Raw genomic sequence first — 17,835 nt, 5'->3', positions numbered from 1 at the left:
CTCACGGCGGACACGATGCCTGCCTTCTCCCCGCCATGCGGGGAGAAGGTGCCCGAAGGGCGGATGAGGGGCGCTCCCGGCATCCCCACGCCGGATACCAGAGCGCTGGATGGGCCGTTCGTCACCCCTTGCGCCGGCCAAGCCCGGCCCCCACAACCGTTGAACGCCCGCTTCGCACCGCAGGAAGTTCCATGGACCCGCACAAAGCCAACGTCTTCTACGCCACCACCATCGTGTCGGTGCGCCGCAACGGCCGCGTCGTCGTCGCCGGAGACGGCCAGGTCACGCTGGGCCACACGGTGATGAAATCGAACGCGCGCAAAGTGCGCCGGCTCGGCCGCGACGGTCAGGTGCTGGCCGGTTTCGCCGGTGCCGCCGCCGATGCGTTCACGCTGTTCGAGCTGTTCGAATCGAAGCTGGAGAAACACGGCCAGCTGACCCGCGCCGCGGTCGAGCTGGCGAAGGATTGGCGCACCGAACGCCGCTTCGGCAAGCTCGAAGCGCTGCTGGTGGTGGCAGACAAGGACGCCTCGCTGATCATCAGCGGCACCGGCGATGTGATCGAACCCGAAGACGGTCTGGTCGCGATCGGCTCCGGCGGCATGTATGCGCTGTCCGCCGCGCGCGCGCTGCTGGCGCATACCGAGCTGAACGCGCACGACATCGCGGTCGAATCGCTCAAGATCGCCGGCGACGTGTGCATCTACACCAACCGCAATATCGTCGTAGAAGAGTTGTAGGGCGGGCCCCGGCCCGCCATCACGGCAGATCAGACCAAATCGCAATCATCGAAACCGCTCCGCCACAGTTGCGAGGCGAATTGAAAGATCGCAATGTCGGGCCAGGGCCCGACCTACATCGCTCCTACAGAATCCAAACCATGCCCAGCAAACCCGAATACGCCAACAGCACGATGACTCCGCGCGAAATCGTGCAGGAACTCGACCGCCACATCATCGGCCAGGGCGCCGCGAAGCGCGCGGTCGCGATCGCGCTGCGCAACCGCTGGCGGCGGATGCAGCTCGACGATGCGCTGCGCGATGAAGTGATGCCGAAGAACATCCTGATGATCGGTCCGACCGGCGTCGGCAAGACCGAGATTGCGCGCCGGCTGGCGACGCTGGCCAACGCGCCGTTCGTGAAGGTCGAGGCCACGCGCTTCACCGAAGTGGGTTACGTCGGCAAGGATGTCGAGCAGATCGTGCGCGATCTGGTCGACACCGCCGTGAAGATGTATCGCGAACAGGCCAAGGCGCGCGTGCGCGCGCAGGCCGAGGCGAGCGCCGAAGAGCGCATCCTCGATGCGCTGTTGCCGCGACGCCAGCCCAGCGGTGGTTTCGGCTTCGGCGCGGAGTCGGGCGCCGCGACCGGCACGCTCGATGTCGGCAGCGGCGAGACACAGGACAAAGCCAACGACACCCGCCAGAAGCTCCGCAAGCAGTTGCGCGAAGGCGCGCTGGACGACCGCGGGATCGAGATCGAAACCGAGGTCAACGTCGGCGTCGACATCATGGCGCCGCCGGGCATGGAGGACATGGGTCAGCAGCTGCGGCAGATGTTCTCCAATCTCGCCGGCAGCAAGACCCACACCCGCAAACTCACGGTGCGCGCCGCGCGCGTGCAGCTGATCGAGGAGGAAGCCGGAAAACTCGTCAACGAGGACGATGTGCGCGAAGCGGCCATCGACGCCTGCGAACAGCACGGCATCGTGTTCATCGACGAGATCGACAAGGTCGCCAAGCGCTCCGACAGCCACGGCGCCGATGTCAGCCGCGAAGGCGTGCAGCGCGATCTGCTGCCGCTGGTCGAAGGCTCCACCGTCAGCACCAAATACGGCTCGGTGAAGACCGACCACATCCTGTTCATCGCCAGCGGCGCGTTCCATCTGGCCAAACCCAGCGATCTGATTCCCGAACTGCAGGGCCGCTTTCCGATCCGGGTCGAACTGAGCGCGCTCGGCAAGGACGACTTCGTCCGTATCCTCACCGAACCGAAGGCCTCGCTCACGCTGCAATACGTCGAACTGCTGAAGACCGAGGGCGTCGAATTGCGCTTCGCGCCCGATGCCATCGACCGTCTCGCCGAGATCGCGACGATCGTCAACGAGCGCCAGGAGAACATCGGTGCGCGGCGACTGCACACTATCCTCGAACGCCTGCTCGACACGCTCAGCTTCGAAGCCCCGGATCGCGGCGGTGCGCAGGTCGAGATCGACCGCGCCTACGTCGATGCGCATCTCGGCGAACTGGTGAAGGATCCGGATCTGTCGCGCTACATCTTGTGATGCTGGAGGCCGGCATGCCCAGTTTCTTCATGGATGGGGATAGTTGCGAATTTTATTCGCGAATCAGACGCGAGCCGGAACTTGCGCACATCAAGGACAGGCTGGAGGAGCTCTATCAGGATTACCACAAACATGCCGATAAGAATTTCACACGCGATGCGAGAAAGCACCTTCCGGAGCGTTATTGGGAAATGCTTTCCTGCGTAGCGTTGTCGAAGCATGACTTTGAGATTGAAAAGATCAGCGATAAAGGACTGGAGTTCTTTTCCAAGGTAGGAGGCGTTGGGGTATGGTTTGAAGCGGTCTGCGCGACAGCGGGGGACGAGGGAAAAGCTGGATATTTCAAGAGAATTGAAGCTGGCGAATGTCAACGATTTGACGAAGACCGATTTCTCACGAGAATCACGACTGCTCTGAACAGTAAGCTCAAGAAGATAAGTGAAAAGGATTCTATAGGAATAGACGATAAAGATGCGGTCGTTATCCTGCTCAATTCCGGCGAAGCATTCAACAACTGGATGCCCCGACTACAGGACGTGAATGCCGTCCCGCTTTTCGCGAAGGCAGTGCTTCCTATTGGAAGAGCCGCAGTGCCGGTGAGCACGCCAAGAGAACCTCCGGGTCGTACGATTAATTTCTATCGAGACACGTTGTGCAATCACAACAATAGTCCTATCGAAACGGATTTCTTTTCCGCGCCCGGCGCGGATCGCATTTCGGCAGTCATCCACTCGATGATGAGGGTTCAGGACGACCCCGTACCACTCGGCAACGATTTTTTAATCGTATACAACGCTAATGCGCGCGTACCGTTGCCGAGATCCGCTTTCGCATGGTGCGTAGAGTACAAGCCATCTAGAGAGACGTGGCTGCGCTAGAGTCAGACTTGATTCTTTCAATCCGCCCGCACCCGCCACGCTTCGCTCAGCGAGATCGCGCCACTGCGCGCCAGCCGCACCGCAGCCTGGGTGATCGTGGTCATGCCCGCTTCGATCGCGGCGTTGTGGATGGCGTCGGCTTCCGCGCCCGGTACGATCAGCGCGCGGATCCGCGGCGTCATCATCATCAGTTCGTACACCGCCTGGCGTTTGTAGACGCCGAGACCTTCGCAGTGATTGCAGCCGCGACCGATGTGGAAGACTTCGTCGGCGGCCACGCCGAGCGTCTCGCGGACATGCGCGGCGACGGTTTCGATCTCGCGACAGTGCGGGCAGGTCAGCCGCACCAGCCGCTGCGACATCACCGCCAGCAGCGATGCGCGCAGCAGATAGGCTTCGACGCCCAGATCCAGCAGCCGCGTTACCGTGGTCGCGGCGGTGTTGGTGTGCAGGGTGCTGAGCATCAGATGCCCGGTGAGCGCGCTTTCCACCGCGATGTCGGCGGTCTCGCGGTCGCGGATCTCGCCGACCATCACCACGTCCGGATCGTGGCGCAGGAAATTGCGCATCGCGCTGGCGAAGGTGAACCCGGTCGCGCGGTTCACCTGCATCTGCTGGATGTCCTCGATGTGGAATTCCACCGGGTCCTCGATGGTGAGGATGTTGATCCGGCGTTCGCGCATCTCCAGCAGCATCGCGTACAGCGTGGTCGATTTTCCGCAGCCGGTCGGTCCGGTGGTCAGGAACATGCCGTGGCTGGAATCCATCACGTCGTCCAGCCGCTGGCGGTCCTGCGCCGTCAATCCGAGCTGGTCGAGACTCCACAGGCTTTCGTCGGTGTCCAGCAGGCGCACCACCACGCTTTCGCCGAACACCGCCGGCAGCACCGAGATGCGCAGATCGACCTTGCGGCCGTCGTCCAGCGCGAACGTGGCGCGGCCGTCCTGCGGCCTGCGGTGTTCGGCCAGATTCATGCCGCCGAGCACCTTGATCCGTCCGACCACCGCCGGATGCAGCGCGCGCAGCACTTGCCGCACCGGCACCAGTTCGTCGTCGATGCGGTACAGCACGTCGGTGCCGTCCTCGCCGGGGCGCAGATGGATGTCGGACGCGCGCCGCGTCACCGCATCGGCGATCAGCGCGTTCACGATCCGCACCACCGGCCGCTCCTTCGCCAGCCGCTGCGCTTCGAGCGCGCTGGCTTCGGTCGCGGTCGATTCCGGATCGATGCCCAACTGCAGCGCAACGTTGCGATCCTCGACGCGGTCGTAGTAGTGCGCGATGCCTTCGCGGATGTCGCGCGGCGTGGACACCATCGGGATCACGCGGTCGCGGCTGATGAAATCGAGCATGCCCTGCACGTGCTGGGTGCCGGGGTCTTCCATCGCCACCGCGATCATGCCGCCGTGCGCGCGCAGCGGCACCGCACGCAGCTGGCGCGCGACTTCCGGCGTGATCAGGCCGATCGCCTGCGGATCGGGGCGCAGCTGCGACAACCGCGCCAGCGGCAGGCCGAGGCTGCGGGCCACGGCGTAGCTGCGTTCGACGGCGTCGTCGCCCTGCGCCTGCCAGGTGGCGAGGTCGATGCCGGCAACGGCCGCGTCGGCAGCGAACGCGACCTGCGGATAGGTCTGCAGATAGCGGTCGAGCGCGGCGTCGGTATCGATCAGCAGTGGCGCTGCCGGTGCGGATGGTTCGAGTGTCATACAGCCCCCTGTGCAACGATGATGGCCCGGTCGCCGGGGCGCCGCTTTGACCGAGATCACGTCCGCTGTCGGTGCGGCGCTTCATGCCTGTCCAGGTCCGCGCCCGGGGCGTGACCCCTGCGAGCCCTCGTTCGCGTTGATACCGGAGACACGTCAGAAACGCAGCAGGGACCGCACCCGACCCACACGGCAGTGGCCCCCGTTTCGCCCAGGCGTATAGTTCAATCCGCCGCCCCAACCAAGGACATCCCCCGATGTCGGCCCACCGGCTTTCCGCTCTGTTCGCCGCGCTCGGCCTTGCCGCCTGTGCGCATGCCCCATCCCCCGACAGCTCCGCTTCGCCCGGTTCCATCAAGGAGACCCCCGCCATGACATCCACCGCCACCGCATCGCAGGCATTTTCGCCCCGACTCGATGCCGAACAGTCGCTGCTGCGGCTGCTCGAACTGATCCACGGCAGCAAGACCGTCCAGGACATCACCACCGAGCGCCTGCAGCACACCTTCGGCGTGGAATTCGCCGTCGCCTCCGGCCGTTCCGGTTTCGGCGAACGCCTGACCCGCGACTGGTGGTCGTCGATCGAACTCGATCCGAACCATCCCTACGGCGCGCGCGTCGAATTCAGCTTCCGTCCCGACCAGGCCGGCTCCTATCCGCCGTTCACCGACATCTGCAAGGTCGATTTCGACCGTTTCGCCGCCGAACTGCAGAAGATGGGGTTCAGCCGCGAGACCTATCGCGCCGAGCACAACCGCGTCATCCACGATCTGTTCCAGCGCGAAGGCCTGACCGTCACCGTGTACACGCGCGGCGAAGCCGATACCCCGCCCGAGAAGATCACCCATGCCTGCGTGCAGATGGTCCTGATCAACTGATCGTGTCGTAAGTTCCGCCCGCGCGGTCGAACCCGCCGGGCGCATGGAGGATTTTCCCGATGGCCACACCCGTTCCCGCCGCCGCCGCCACCCCGCCCACGCTCAGTACGCAGGCGCAGGCGCTGGTCACCACGTTCAACGCTTCGCTCACTGCTGACCAGCAGACCAATTTCTCCAACGCGCTGCAGAATTCGCCGGCGCTCATCAACCAGATCAACACCGCGGTCGCCGCAGGCGAACTGCGCGCATTCGCGCTGTTGCCGGTCGGAACCAATGCGGGCGGCCAGTTCAATCCCACCAGCGGCACGATGGAATTGCCCGCGACCAGCATGACCACGCCTGCTTCACCGCCCGGGGCGCGCTTCAACCCCGCCGAGTTGACCTTCGTGCTGGGCCACGAAACCCAGCATGCGATCAACCGCCCGACCACCGCCGCCGCGCTCGCCACGTTGTCGACCGACGTCAATCGCATCGGCCAGAGCGCCACGGCCGTCCACGATTACACCGCGCCGCTGAGCACGATGCTCGCGGTCAACCGCAACGACGAGGCCACCGCGCATATCGGCGGCTTCAACGCCACGGTGGGCATGGTGCGCAGCACCAATCCCACGCCGAGTCTGGAAGACATCTATCGCGCCAGCCCGGGACGGATGGGCGATTTCATCACCGTGACGCCGGGTACGCCCGCGACCCCCGGCACGCCCGCCACCGGCACCACGCCGGCCGTGCCCGCCACGGCGGCCACGCCGGACACCTATGCGCTGCGTGCCGGACTGACGCTCAACGCCGACATGAGCATGACCCCGAATGCGACGAATACGGCTGCGATGGGCACGCATTACTTCGATCAGTCCGCCGCCTCCGCCCGGCTCGGTCACAACGGCGATTCCAACTATCAGAACTACTACGCCACCAACCTGGTGAGCTTCGTCGCCCAGGTCGAACGCGCGAATGCCCCGACGCATACCGCCGCCGGCCTCACGCCGCAGCTGACGCTCAACATGACCGCGCTCGGCGTGACCGAAGCGCAGCTGGAGCGCAATGGCCTGAATCTTGGCGCCGCCGCCGGTCGGCAACCCTACTTCGACAGCTCCACCACCCCGCCGACCGCCGGCAATCTCGATCACACCATCACCACCCACGCGCATGTGCCGGTCACGATGCCCAACGCATTGCCGACCGTGCAGGCGCCGGTCGAACAGCAGACCCATCCTGCGGTGCGTCAGGCGATGGACGCGATCGACCGTTCGCCCAACATCCCCGCCGATGCCTTCGGTCCGGATCGCCAGCGGGTCGCCACCGGCGTCGCGCTGCATGCAGCCGCCCAGCAGATCACGCCCGACCATGTCGTGCTCAATGATCGCCGCACCGACCTGATCGCGGTGCAGGGCGCACTCACCGATCCCGGCGCACGCATGTCGACGCCGCTGCCGGTCGCCGAGGCCGCGAAGACCGATCTGGGCGCCGCACAGCAGAAACTCGACACGCTGCAGCCGGCGCAGAACGAACAACTGGCGCGCAACCTGTCCGCCCAGCAGGACAAGCCGGTGCAGGAAGCGTCCGGACCGTCACGCTGATCGCGCTGCGGCAGGATTGAACGACGACGGCCGCAGCGCCGTCGTCGTCCCGGCGAAGCGCAGCCGGAGACGGGTTGGGACCCGGGTCATGTTCTACGCAAGCGTGGTCGTCAGCGCGCCCGCGATCCGCGTATATTCCGCGCAGGTCATTGCACAGGGACGCCCGTGACCGATCGTCGGCCCGCGCCATCGCCGGCCTCGTCGAGCCGGGACCCTGTGCGGACGACCGCCGAACGCCGCCCGCAGCCGACCACAGGAAGCCGTCATGCCCCCCCCGATGAGCGCCGAGCCCATCTCGCCACCCACCCACACTGCGGAGGCGCTGCTCGAACGGCTGCTGACGCTGATCCGCGACAGCCGCGACATCCAGGACTTCAGCGCATCGCGGATACGTCGCGCCTTCGAGGTGGAGTTCGTGTCCGACGAGGGCCGGCTCGGCTTCGGCGAACGCCTCAACCGCGAATGGTGGTCGTCGATCGAACTGGACCCGGATGGCGCCTATGGCCCGAGCTTCGAACTGGCATTCCGGCCGGACCGCAGCGGCACCTATCCGTCCGCGTCCGCCATCTGCGGCTTCGACTACCCCCGTTTCGCGGCCGAACTCGTCGCGATGGGCTTCGAGCACGAGACCTGCTACGGCGAACACGGCCGCATCGTCCACGAAAGCTTCGAGCGCGACGGACTGTCGCTGACCGTCCACACCCGGGGCGAAGCCGACGAACCGGCCGCGAAAATCACCCACGTCTGCGTGCTGCGGGTGATCGCGAACTGAGCCGTCGGGGCAGGGCGGCGCGTTAAACTGGCGGCATGAACACGCCCAACGATTCCGACGCCGCCACGCCTGTCGACAACGTTTCCGCCGACAGCAAACCCGCCGACACCACCCATTTCGGTTTCCGCGACGTGCCCGTCGCCGAGAAGCAGAAACTCGTCGGCGAAGTGTTCTCCTCGGTCGCCGGCAACTACGACCTGATGAACGACCTGATGAGCCTCGGCATCCATCGGGTCTGGAAGCGCTACTTCGTCGCCACCGCGCAGGTGCGCCCCGGCGACCGCGTGCTCGACCTGGCCGGCGGCACCGGCGATATCGCCGCGCTGCTGAAGGATCGGGTCGGCGACGACGGCGAACTGGTATTGGGCGACATCAACGGCGCGATGCTGCGCGTCGGCCGCGACCGCATGACCGATCGCGGCAACGTCCGTGGTTTCGAGTACGTGCAGTGCAACGCGGAAAAACTCCCGTTCCCCGACGCCAGCTTCGATCTGGTCACGATTGCCTTCGGCCTGCGCAACGTCACCGACAAGGACGCCGCCCTGCGCGAGATGTACCGCGTCCTGCGCGTCGGCGGCCAGGCCCGCGTATTGGAATTTTCCGAAGTCACCGCCGAATGGTTCAAACCGATCTACGACTTCCACTCGTTCAAGATCCTGCCGCAGCTCGGCAAACTGTTCGCCAAGGACAGCGACAGCTACCAGTACCTCGCCGAATCGATTCGCAAGCATCCGCCGCAGGAGCAGCTGAAGGGGATGATGGATGCAGCGGGTTTCTCGCGGTGTTCGTACAAGAATCTATCGGCGGGGATTGTGGCGATACATACGGGTTATCGCGTCTGAGCATGGATTTATGGAGAAGGAACGTGCAATAAGCGTATTGAAATCTCAGTTGGCTGATATTTCTGACATCAGGTTGAAAAATATTACTGCGCCAGATTTTATAAAATGGAGGAGAGATACTGAAGTTGCACTAGAAAAGATATTTGGCGTAAAGAGCCGACATCTGACGGATTTCACCAGAATTAGATACATGAAAAGCGGCGGCGGATTCATCGGACGTCACGACCCCGATGTTGCTTATGCACTTGGATTAGAAAAAGCAAGCGCTATTCTGCAATCGATTATTGATGAAGTGAATGATTTTGGACTTGAGAGCCAAGAGCTTGATTCCGAAATCAGACCGGATGCATTTTCTTTGGTAGAGCTGCTATGCCTAAGGTTTCATTCTGTCGCAAGACAGTTGAAATTGAGGCATGATTCCAGGCCTACGTTAGATATAAAAGATGAATACGATGCGCAAGACTTGTTCCATGCGTTGTTGAAAATTCACTTTGATGACGTAAGAGAAGAAGAGTGGACACCAAGTTATGCAGGCGGCGCGGCGCGTGCTGATCTGCGACTAGAAGAAGAGAAAATATTCATTGAACTCAAAAAAACCCGGAAAGGTTTGACGCCTAAAATTCTTGGCGAAGAGTTGATTGTAGATATTGTTAAGTATGCAAGCCACCCAGAGTGCCGTGCATTGATTTGCTTCGTGTATGACCCAGAAGAAAGAATCGCGAATCCAGTGGCCATAGAAAAAGATTTGGAAAAAATGGCTACATCGTTAAAGCTAAGAGTAATAATTGCACCGAAAAGGGCGTGAGCTAGCGAATAGCAAGTAGCAAGTAGCCCGGGTAAGCGCAACGCGCGCACCCGGGATGAGTAGAGGAATGCCTCGCCGAAGAGCCCCGGGTGCGGCCTTTGGCCTTACCCGGGCTACGACATCTGTCCGCGTAGCATCCAGGCGACTTGCCTCCGCTGGTGATATGGTCGTCGCGCAGACAAGGAGCCGCCGTTCATATCCGTGTCTGGGAGTCAGCGAGTAGGGTGGAGTAAGCGCAGCGCAACTCCACCATCGCGAGGCGACAATTGAGGTATGCGGCGAGTGGAGCCTGCGGTTCCGCGCAAGCCTTCGGATGCGAATCCCCTGATTGAATGGTGGAGTTGCGCTGCGCTTACTCCACCCTACTGCTGGACCCAGGCTTTCGTCGGGGCGACTGCAAAAAAGCACAATGCGTTTTGATTGCGTGCCGCAGAACGTTGCTCAAATCCACCCATACCGCACAAGGTGGAAGAAGATCGGCGCGGCGAACACGACGGAGTCGACGCGGTCGAGGATGCCGCCGTGGCCTTCGATCATGTGGCCCCAGTCCTTCACGCCTCTGTCCCGTTTGATCGCGGACATCACCAGACCGCCGAAGAAACCCATCAGGCAGATGACCAGCGCGACGAGCGCGGCTTCCAGCGCGGTGAACGGTGTGATGCCGTGCAGCGCTGCGCCGAGGACGGTGGCGCTGGTGACGCCGCCGATCAGGCCTTCCCAGGTTTTCGACGGCGACAGTTCGGGCGCGACCTTGTGCTTGCCCAGCAATTTGCCCCAGATGTACTGCAGCGCATCGCTGCCCTGCACCACCAGCACCAGGAAGGCGATCAGCAGCAGGTTGCGGCCTTCGTAGCCGGGGATGCTCAGCGTCATCAGCAAGTAGCCCGGGTAAGCGCAACGCGCGCACCCGGGATGAGTAGAGGAATGCCTCGCCGAAGAGCCCCGGGTGCGGCCTTTGGCCTTACCCGGGCTACGACATCTGTCCGCGTAGCATCCAGGCGACTTGCCTCCGCTGGTGATATGGTCGTCGCGCAGACAAGGAGCCGCCGTTCATATCCGTGTCTGGGAGTCAGCGAGTAGGGTGGAGTAAGCGCAGCGCAACTCCACCATCGCGAGGCGATAACTGAGTTGTGCGACGAGCGGAGCCTGTGGTTCCGCGCAAGCCTTCGGATGCGAATGCCTTGATTGAATGGTGGAGTTGCGCTGCGCTTACTCCACCCTACTGCTGGACCCAGGCTTTCGTCGGGGCGACTGCAAAAAAGCACAATGCGTTTTGATTGCGTGCCGCAGAACGTTGCTCAAATCCACCCATACCGCACAAGGTGGAAGAAGATCGGCGCGGCGAACACGACGGAGTCGACGCGGTCGAGGATGCCGCCGTGGCCTTCGATCATGTGGCCCCAGTCCTTCACGCCTCTGTCCCGTTTGATCGCGGACATCACCAGACCGCCGAAGAAACCCATCAGGCAGATGACCAGCGCGACGAGCGCGGCTTCCAGCGCGGTGAACGGTGTGATGCCGTGCAGCGCTGCGCCGAGGACGGTGGCGCTGGTGACGCCGCCGATCAGGCCTTCCCAGGTTTTCGACGGCGACAGTTCGGGCGCGACCTTGTGCTTGCCCAGCAATTTGCCCCAGATGTACTGCAGCACATCGCTGCCCTGCACCACCAGCACCAGGAAGGCGATCAGCAGCAGGTTGCGGCCTTCGTAACCGGGGATGCTCAGCGTCATCAGCGCCGGCACGTGCGACAGGCAGAACACGCAGATCATCAGCCCCCACTGCACTTTCGAGGCGCGTTCGAGGAAGCGCGTGGTGTCGGCGCCCAGCGCGGCGAAGATCGGCAGCAGCAGGAAGGCGTAGACCGGGATGAAGATCGAATACAGCCCGTACCAGTCGATCCAGATCAGCGCGTACTGCACCGGCAGCGCGATGAAGAACGCCAGCAGCAGCACCAGATGATCGCCGCGACGCGTGTAGCACAGGGTGATGTATTCGCGCAGCGCGAAGAACGACAGCAGCGCGAACAGCACGATCACCCCGCCCTTGCCCAGCCAGAACGCTGCCGCGAGGATGCCGACCATCCACCACCACGCGCGGATGCGGCTGTTGAGATTGTCGATCACCGCATGCGGCTCTTCCGGCGCGAAGCGCAGTTTCAGGATCCAGCCGATCACCGAGGCGACGACCAGCACCGCGACCGCGCCGGCGAAGATCGGCAGCGCGTACAGCGTGGGGAACGGGTTGTGCATCAGGCGGGCTCCGGGAGATCGGGTGGTGCGTCGTCGTCGTGGGTGTCGGGACGCAGCGCGAGCATCGCCGCGCATGCGCGATCGAGGAATGCGGCCTTGTCTTCGCCATCGATCCGCGGCAGCGACGCGCCGAAGGTGACGGTGCACAGCAGCGGGATCGGCACCAGCTGGCCCTTGGGCATCACCCGGGCGAGATTGTTGATCCACACCGGCACCAGTTCCGCACGCGGATACTGCGCCGCCAGATGGAACAGGCCGCTCTTGAACGGCAGCAGCACCGCATCGGTGGTGTTGCGCGTGCCCTCGGGGAAAATGATCAGCGAGTCGCCGTTGGCGAGCGCGGCGACCATCTGTTCGATCGGATCGGGACCGCTCGCTTCACTTGGGGAAACCTTCCGTTCGCGATCGATCAGCACCGCGCGGAACACCCGGCCGCCGATGAAGCGGCGCAGCGCGCTCTTGTTCCAGTAATCGGCGCCTGCCACCGGTCGCGTATGCCGGCGCAGCCATGGCGGCAGCGAGGCCCACAGCAGCACGAAGTCGCCGTGGCTGGCGTGGTTCGCGAAGAAGATGCGCTGCGCGGCGTTGGGGCGACCGCCGCGCCAGAACGCCTGTGCGCCGGTCAGCAGACGCACGAAGCCGATGATCAGTGCGGCGACCAGTCTTTCCAGCATCGGCCCGGTGGTTCCCGTGTACGGTTCGAGCAAGGATGTTAGCCGCGAATCAGGCAAACACAACCGCGACGCCCGTGCCGACCGCCATCAGCGCGGCGACGACGGCGTGGACGCGCCACAAACGCCGACTGCCTGCGAGCCGGTCGTCGAGGCTGCGCGGGCGCGGTGGCGTCTTGCGTACGCCGAGCGCGGCCAGCCCGGCGTCGAGCGCGGCGAGATCGGCGATGCGTCCGTCGGCGAGATCCGCGAACAGCCCCGCATCGAAGCGCAGGCGCAGCGCGAGATAACGCTCGAACGGCGTCGATGCGAGTACGAGCACGACGATGACGATCGCTTCGCCGCGCCAGACCTGCACCAGACAGCCGAGCGCGACAACGACGGCACAGCCCAGCGCCATCGTGCCGAGCACCGACGACGTGCCGAGCCAACGCGCCATCGCTGCGCAGCGCGCGCGGTCTTCGGCGTCCAGTCCGGTTGAACCCAAGCCGCCGGTCGGACTCATGCGTGCAGCGCCAGTTGCGACAGCGCGTGCCGATGCGCCGCGTGCAGCACGAGCTGCGGACGGTGCCGGCGGATACGCTCGACCGCTTCGTCGGCGTGCTCCGCGCGGCCGGTCCACAGCAGCCAGGCCGCGACCGCCGCCGCGCTGCGCGAATAGCCCAGCGCGCAGCACACCAGCACATCGCCATCGTCGCCCAGCTGCGCTTCGATGGCTTCGGCCGCCGCCGAAAGCTGCGCGGCGGTCGGTGCGACCAGATCGAGCATCGGCACGCAGCGCACCGGAATTCCCGTCGGCGCGGACAGCTCGGCGCTGACATCGACGATCCGCGCGATGCCGAGCGCACGCGCCTGCGTCGCCGTGGGCATGCGCCCGAGCCAGACCCGCTGCGCGATCCTGACCGCCGGCGCTTCGCGCATCGTCCACAACCGCGAATTGATCCATGCGCCCAGCCGGTACGGCGCCAGCAGCCAGCGCGCGCCGTGCGCGATGCGTCCGTCCGCATGCTTCTGGAAACCGCCGACACCGAACACGGCGTAGTTCAGCGCGACCAGCAGCAGCGCGACGCCGGGCCAGCACAGCCACAGCGCGATGCCACCGAACGTCGCCATGCCGAAACACGCTGCGGCACCGATGGCGTAGAACAAGGCCAGGCGCCGCCGCGTCGAGTCGTCGGTGAAGCGCGCGCCGCGCAATGGGCTTGGTGCGTCCAGCGGCCACAGCCACAGGCAGAGCAGGCCGAGCAGCGCGCCGGTCGGGATGTCGATGAAATGATGCTGGTAGGTCGTCAGCACCGACATCGCGATGAGCAGCGACCAGCCGTGAAGCAGCCAGTGCCACGATGCAGGCAGCAGACGCCGGTACAGATCCCACAGGATCACCAGCAGCGCGATATGCAGCGACGGCGCCTGATTGAACGGCTTGTCGAAACTGGTCAGCGCCGCGAAGAACATCCCCGGAATGCCGTCGCTGTCGGGGCGCACGAAGGTGAAGCCGAGCGGAAACAGCAGGAAGCAGCCCACCGCGACCACCTGCGCGGTCAGCAGTCGACGGCCGTGCGCATGCACTTCGTCGCGCGTGGGGCACAGGAACAGCGACAGGCCGTAGAACAGATTGATCGACCAGTACGGAACGATCGTCCACGCGAGGAACGGCACCCCGCGCTCCCAGTCGTACACCACCGCGCCGACATCGCTGCGCTGCGCCGCGAGATGGTTCGCGAAGCCATAGCTCAGGTAGAAGAACGGCGCGAGGAAGGCCAGCCACAGTGCGGCCTGCTTCCAGGGACCCTGCTTCCACGAGCGTGCGGTCGTCGAAGCGTTCACGCTTCGCGCACCGCCAGCGACACGGTGAAGATGCCGAACCCGTCGATACGCTGTTCGAGCTTGCGGAAGCCGGCGGCTTCGACGAGTTGATCCATCTCCGCCTGCGTGCGTCGGCGCATCACCCACGCCTGGCCCTGACGGTGGCTGGTCAACGCGCGCGCGATCAATTCCAGCTGCGGGTGCCACGGTTGGCCGGTGTAGACCAGACAGCCGCCCGGCGGCACCGCCGCGGCGATGCCCGCCAGCGACGCGGCGACCTGATCGTTGTCGGGAAACAGTTCGTACAGCCCCGACACCACCGCCACCGTCGGTGCTGGCGACACCTGCGCCAGATCGTCGCGATCGAACGCATCGCCCTGCACGAACTGCGCGATGCTGTAGAGGCCGCGTTCGGCGATCAGCGCGCGACCGTCGCGCACGTTGATGGGGCTGTAATCGCGCAGCAGGATCGAATCCGGCTTGATGTCGCTCGTCGTGATCGCGTCCAGCACATAGCGGCCGTGCCCTGCGGCCACGTCCATCACCCGCAGCGGCAGCCCGCGAGCATGGACCCGCGCGAAGGCCTTGCGCAGCAGTTCCTCGACATGGGTCTTGCGGATGCGGATACCGCGCCAGCCGATCGAATCCAGATAGGTGCGATCGATGGCGACACCGACCAGCGGAACGCCCTGCGCCTGGTTGCGATAGACGTAGTCGAGCGTGCTGCCCGAATCGAAACCGGTGGCGTGGCCCAGGGCGATGCCGCGCGACAGCCGGCCGCCGAGTTTCAGGGATGCGCGCGTGAGCGCCCAGTACGCGCCGCGCGGCGTGTACCACGGCAGCGTCTTGCCCAGTGCGCGCGATTCGTCGGCGGTGCAGCCGGTGCGATGCGCGTCGCGCAGCGAAACCGCTGCCGGCGGGTCGTCGAACAGCCCGAGCACGAAGCTGCGGATCCGGTCGGTCGCCTGCTTGCGGTCGCGCTCGCCGAGGGTGTCGTGGAAGAATCCCGGCAGCTCGTGTTTTTCCTTGCGCGCGCTGCTCAGGCGTTCGAAGAAACGATGCTGCGGCGCGTGGTGCACCACCCAGTCGCTGCCCGAGATCAACAGCTGCACCGGCAAGGTGATCGCGGCGGCATCGGCGACCACGCGGTCGGCGGCTTCGTACAGGCCCAGCAGGATGTTCACCGAGATCGGTCGCGAGATCAGCGGGTCGGTGCCGTAGCTGGCGATGCGTTCGGGATCGTGGGTGAGGAGCTTCGCCTTCACGTAGCTGTTGACGAAGAAATTGCCGCGCAGCTTGCGCATCAGCGCCAGGCCCGGGCGCGCGAACGGCACATAGAGTTTGACCTTGAACGCCGGCGACGCCAGCACCAGCCCGCGGATCTTCGGCGCGTAATCGTACGCCCAGGTGCTGGCGAGCACCGCGCCGACGCTCTGCGCGATCACGATCAGATCGGCGATCTCGACGCCGTGGATCGTGGCGATGTGATCGACCAAGGTCTGCAGGTCGCGCACCGAGGTCGCGAAACTCGGGCTGTCGCCGCGCACGCCGGGCGAACGCCCGTGGCCGCGCATGTCGTAGGCGAAGACATCGAAATCCGGCAGGTCGAGTTCGTCGGCGAGATGCGCCATCCGTCCCGAGTGCTCGTGGCCGCGATGGATCAGCACGATGGCGCCGCGCGCGTCGCCCTGCGCGGGCCAGTGCCGGTAGAAGAGCGCGACATCGTCGTGGGTGGCGAACGTGTGTTCAGTACAGTGTCTGGGGGCCGACATGGGGGTTCAGCGTTCCTCGCGGGAAAAGTGGGGATTCCGACAACGCAGCACGCAGTGTCGGGAGCGCGGCGGACGCGCGGTTGCGCGATATCCGTGGAGTATCGAAGTTCGATACCGCCGGCTCAAGCACGTTGGGTGGAGATCGGTGGACAGGGCGGTGGTCAATGCGCCTCGCGCAGGCCATTGCGCACGCGACGCACGATGGTCCATGCGGTCAGCGCGCACAGCGCCGGAAACAGCCACGCCGCCCACACCGGCAGCAGGCCCGCGACCCCGATCCACAAGGCGATGGCGCCGAGCACGAAGGCACGGTCGCTCTTGCCCATCGGGCCGTCGTAACGTCGGCTCGCACCGAGGGTGGGCCCGAGCGCGCCCGCGAATTCGCCGAGTCCCGCCAGCACCACGAACGTCGCCACCCACACCGGCGCGAAGGGCGCAACCGCCGCGAACGGCAGCGCCAGCGCGGCATCGGCGATCACATCGGTGAGTTCGTTGAGATAGGCGCCGAGTTTCGACTGTTGGCCGAACTCGCGCGCCAGCATGCCGTCGATCGCATTGAACGCCATCCGCAGGAACATCCACAGCGGCACCAGCAGGAAGGCCCGGGTGCCGGGCGCGGCGGCATACAGCCATACGCCGAGCGCGATCGAGATCGCACAGGCCGCCAGCGTGACCTGATTGGCGGTGACGCCGAACCCGTGCAGACGGCGGACGACGGGGCGCAGCAGCGCCTGGAATCTGGGTTTGAGGGCGTAGATCGACATGGCGGGGCCATGATTCCACAGACACGGCATGCGATGCCAACACGCCGCCGGATTGCATCGAGGCGGCGATCCGGGCAGTCTGCGCGGATGTCGCCCCTGTCGTCGATCGTGTCCACCCTGTCGCTTGCCGCCCTCTGCGGCGTTGTCGACGTGTCGCATGCGCAGGTCCAGGGGACCGGCGACTATCTGCAGCGCATGGATACGGATGCCAACGGCAAGGTGTCGTTGATCGAGTATCAGGATTGGCTGAGTTATGCCTTCGACAATATGGACCGCAACCGCGATGGTCTGCTGGCGCCGGAGGAACAGCCCGGCGGTCGCGGCAAGCCGCTGACCCGGGAGGCGCATCGCACGCGGGTTGCGGAGATGTTCAAACGTCAGGATCGCAATCGCGACGATGTGCTTGACGCGAAGGAACTTGCGGCGCCGCCGCAGGGGAAATAAGCGGGGTTTCTTGGTTCGTGCGGGTGGTGTCTCTGCGCAGGGTTCGTTCTGGCGAAACGACTTTGTATGTCGGCGAGCCATGGTGTACAGGTAAAGCCTGGCACCTTTTTCGCGCTGGGGCGCGAGTTACTTTCTTTGGCGCAAAGAAAGTAACCAAAGAAAGCACTTCAAATCCAATTCAAACCTGCGATCTGGGGCGAAGCCGGGATTTTTCGATGAGACATCCCTGTCTCATCGAAAAACGATGCACATCCTGTGCATCGCCCTCCGGGTCTCCGATCGAGGGATAGCGTGCCGCGTCTGCAAGATCATTGGGACGTTGCCCTCTATTGGCATTCAAGCAATAGCTCTGTCGCTAGCCTAATCTCTCATGGAATACAGTTTCGCCAT

General features: G+C 64.5%; 17 protein-coding genes. 9 read left to right on the top strand and 8 right to left on the bottom strand.

All coding sequences use genetic code 11. The features are described from left to right. Positions 1-191: 191 nt before the first annotated feature. The 3 genes from hslV (at position 192) to HOP03_06530 (ending at position 3,162) form a co-directional block, all read left to right on the top strand. Positions 192-740 (top strand): ATP-dependent protease subunit HslV, encoded by a 549-nt coding sequence (gene hslV / locus HOP03_06540; GenBank protein NOT87822.1) that lies wholly within the window; start codon positions 192-194, stop codon positions 738-740. Positions 741-880: 140 nt separating this feature from the next. Continuing rightward, positions 881-2,284, top strand: coding sequence for an ATP-dependent protease ATPase subunit HslU (gene hslU, locus HOP03_06535; protein NOT87821.1), 1,404 nt, complete (start codon positions 881-883; stop codon positions 2,282-2,284). A 14-nt stretch (positions 2,285-2,298) separates the two neighbouring features. Then, complete coding sequence (locus HOP03_06530; GenBank protein ID NOT87820.1) at positions 2,299-3,162, top strand: hypothetical protein; 864 nt, start codon at positions 2,299-2,301, stop codon at positions 3,160-3,162. Positions 3,163-3,179: 17 nt separating this feature from the next. Here HOP03_06530 and HOP03_06525 read toward each other — a convergent pair whose 3' ends face one another. Then, on the bottom strand, positions 3,180-4,868 hold the full coding sequence (locus tag HOP03_06525; GenBank protein NOT87819.1) for a type II/IV secretion system protein: 1,689 nt from the start codon (positions 4,866-4,868) through the stop codon (positions 3,180-3,182). Between the two features lie 368 nt (positions 4,869-5,236). Between HOP03_06525 and HOP03_06520 the strand changes: the two genes are divergently transcribed. The 5 genes from HOP03_06520 (at position 5,237) to HOP03_06500 (ending at position 9,739) form a co-directional block, all read left to right on the top strand. Further along, a complete protein-coding gene (locus tag HOP03_06520; GenBank protein NOT87818.1) occupies positions 5,237-5,743 on the top strand; it encodes a hypothetical protein in 507 nt (168 codons plus the stop codon). Positions 5,744-5,802: 59 nt separating this feature from the next. Further along, on the top strand, positions 5,803-7,320 hold the full coding sequence (locus tag HOP03_06515; GenBank protein ID NOT87817.1) for a hypothetical protein: 1,518 nt from the start codon (positions 5,803-5,805) through the stop codon (positions 7,318-7,320). 265 nt (positions 7,321-7,585) lie between these two features. Continuing rightward, the gene (locus HOP03_06510; protein NOT87816.1) at positions 7,586-8,092 is read left to right on the top strand and encodes a hypothetical protein; all 507 of its coding nucleotides are present in this window, start codon (positions 7,586-7,588) and stop codon (positions 8,090-8,092) included. A 35-nt stretch (positions 8,093-8,127) separates the two neighbouring features. Then, positions 8,128-8,934, top strand: coding sequence for a bifunctional demethylmenaquinone methyltransferase/2-methoxy-6-polyprenyl-1,4-benzoquinol methylase UbiE (gene ubiE / locus HOP03_06505; GenBank protein NOT87815.1), 807 nt, complete (start codon positions 8,128-8,130; stop codon positions 8,932-8,934). Between the two features lie 10 nt (positions 8,935-8,944). Beyond that, positions 8,945-9,739: a hypothetical protein gene (locus tag HOP03_06500; protein NOT87814.1), complete on the top strand. Its 795-nt coding sequence runs from the start codon at positions 8,945-8,947 to the stop codon at positions 9,737-9,739. Positions 9,740-10,180: 441 nt separating this feature from the next. Here the strand turns inward: HOP03_06500 and HOP03_06495 are convergent, their stop codons facing one another. The 7 genes from HOP03_06495 to HOP03_06465 all read right to left on the bottom strand — a co-directional run bounded on the left by HOP03_06495 (position 10,181) and on the right by HOP03_06465 (position 17,001). Then, positions 10,181-10,612 carry a phosphatidate cytidylyltransferase gene (locus tag HOP03_06495; GenBank protein NOT87813.1) on the bottom strand — a complete coding sequence of 144 codons (432 nt, stop codon included), beginning with the start codon at positions 10,610-10,612 and terminating at the stop codon, positions 10,181-10,183. 425 nt (positions 10,613-11,037) lie between these two features. Next, complete coding sequence (locus HOP03_06490) at positions 11,038-11,988, bottom strand: phosphatidate cytidylyltransferase (protein ID NOT87812.1); 951 nt, start codon at positions 11,986-11,988, stop codon at positions 11,038-11,040. Next, on the bottom strand, positions 11,988-12,662 hold the full coding sequence (locus HOP03_06485; GenBank protein NOT87811.1) for a 1-acyl-sn-glycerol-3-phosphate acyltransferase: 675 nt from the start codon (positions 12,660-12,662) through the stop codon (positions 11,988-11,990). The genes HOP03_06490 and HOP03_06485 overlap by 1 nt, the downstream gene beginning before the upstream one ends. A 49-nt stretch (positions 12,663-12,711) precedes the next feature. Next, positions 12,712-13,164 (bottom strand): hypothetical protein, encoded by a 453-nt coding sequence (locus tag HOP03_06480; GenBank protein ID NOT87810.1) that lies wholly within the window; start codon positions 13,162-13,164, stop codon positions 12,712-12,714. Beyond that, on the bottom strand, positions 13,161-14,486 hold the full coding sequence (locus HOP03_06475) for a phosphatase PAP2/dual specificity phosphatase family protein (protein NOT87809.1): 1,326 nt from the start codon (positions 14,484-14,486) through the stop codon (positions 13,161-13,163). Before HOP03_06475 ends, HOP03_06480 begins: the two co-directional genes overlap by 4 nt. Further along, complete coding sequence (locus HOP03_06470; protein NOT87808.1) at positions 14,483-16,237, bottom strand: alpha/beta fold hydrolase; 1,755 nt, start codon at positions 16,235-16,237, stop codon at positions 14,483-14,485. The genes HOP03_06475 and HOP03_06470 overlap by 4 nt, the downstream gene beginning before the upstream one ends. A 161-nt stretch (positions 16,238-16,398) precedes the next feature. Then, positions 16,399-17,001 carry a CDP-alcohol phosphatidyltransferase family protein gene (locus HOP03_06465; GenBank protein NOT87807.1) on the bottom strand — a complete coding sequence of 201 codons (603 nt, stop codon included), beginning with the start codon at positions 16,999-17,001 and terminating at the stop codon, positions 16,399-16,401. 87 nt (positions 17,002-17,088) lie between these two features. On the opposite strand from HOP03_06465, the gene HOP03_06460 reads away from it, so the two are divergent. Then, positions 17,089-17,445 (top strand): calcium-dependent protein kinase 21, encoded by a 357-nt coding sequence (locus HOP03_06460; GenBank protein NOT87806.1) that lies wholly within the window; start codon positions 17,089-17,091, stop codon positions 17,443-17,445. Positions 17,446-17,835 lie beyond the last annotated feature (390 nt).

The organism is Lysobacter sp. (genome assembly GCA_013141175.1).
In the GTDB taxonomy this organism is placed as follows: Bacteria; Pseudomonadota; Gammaproteobacteria; order Xanthomonadales; family Xanthomonadaceae; genus Lysobacter_I.
The sequence above is the reverse complement of the archived record's forward strand: the minus strand, read 5'-3'. Positions and strand labels throughout refer to the sequence as shown.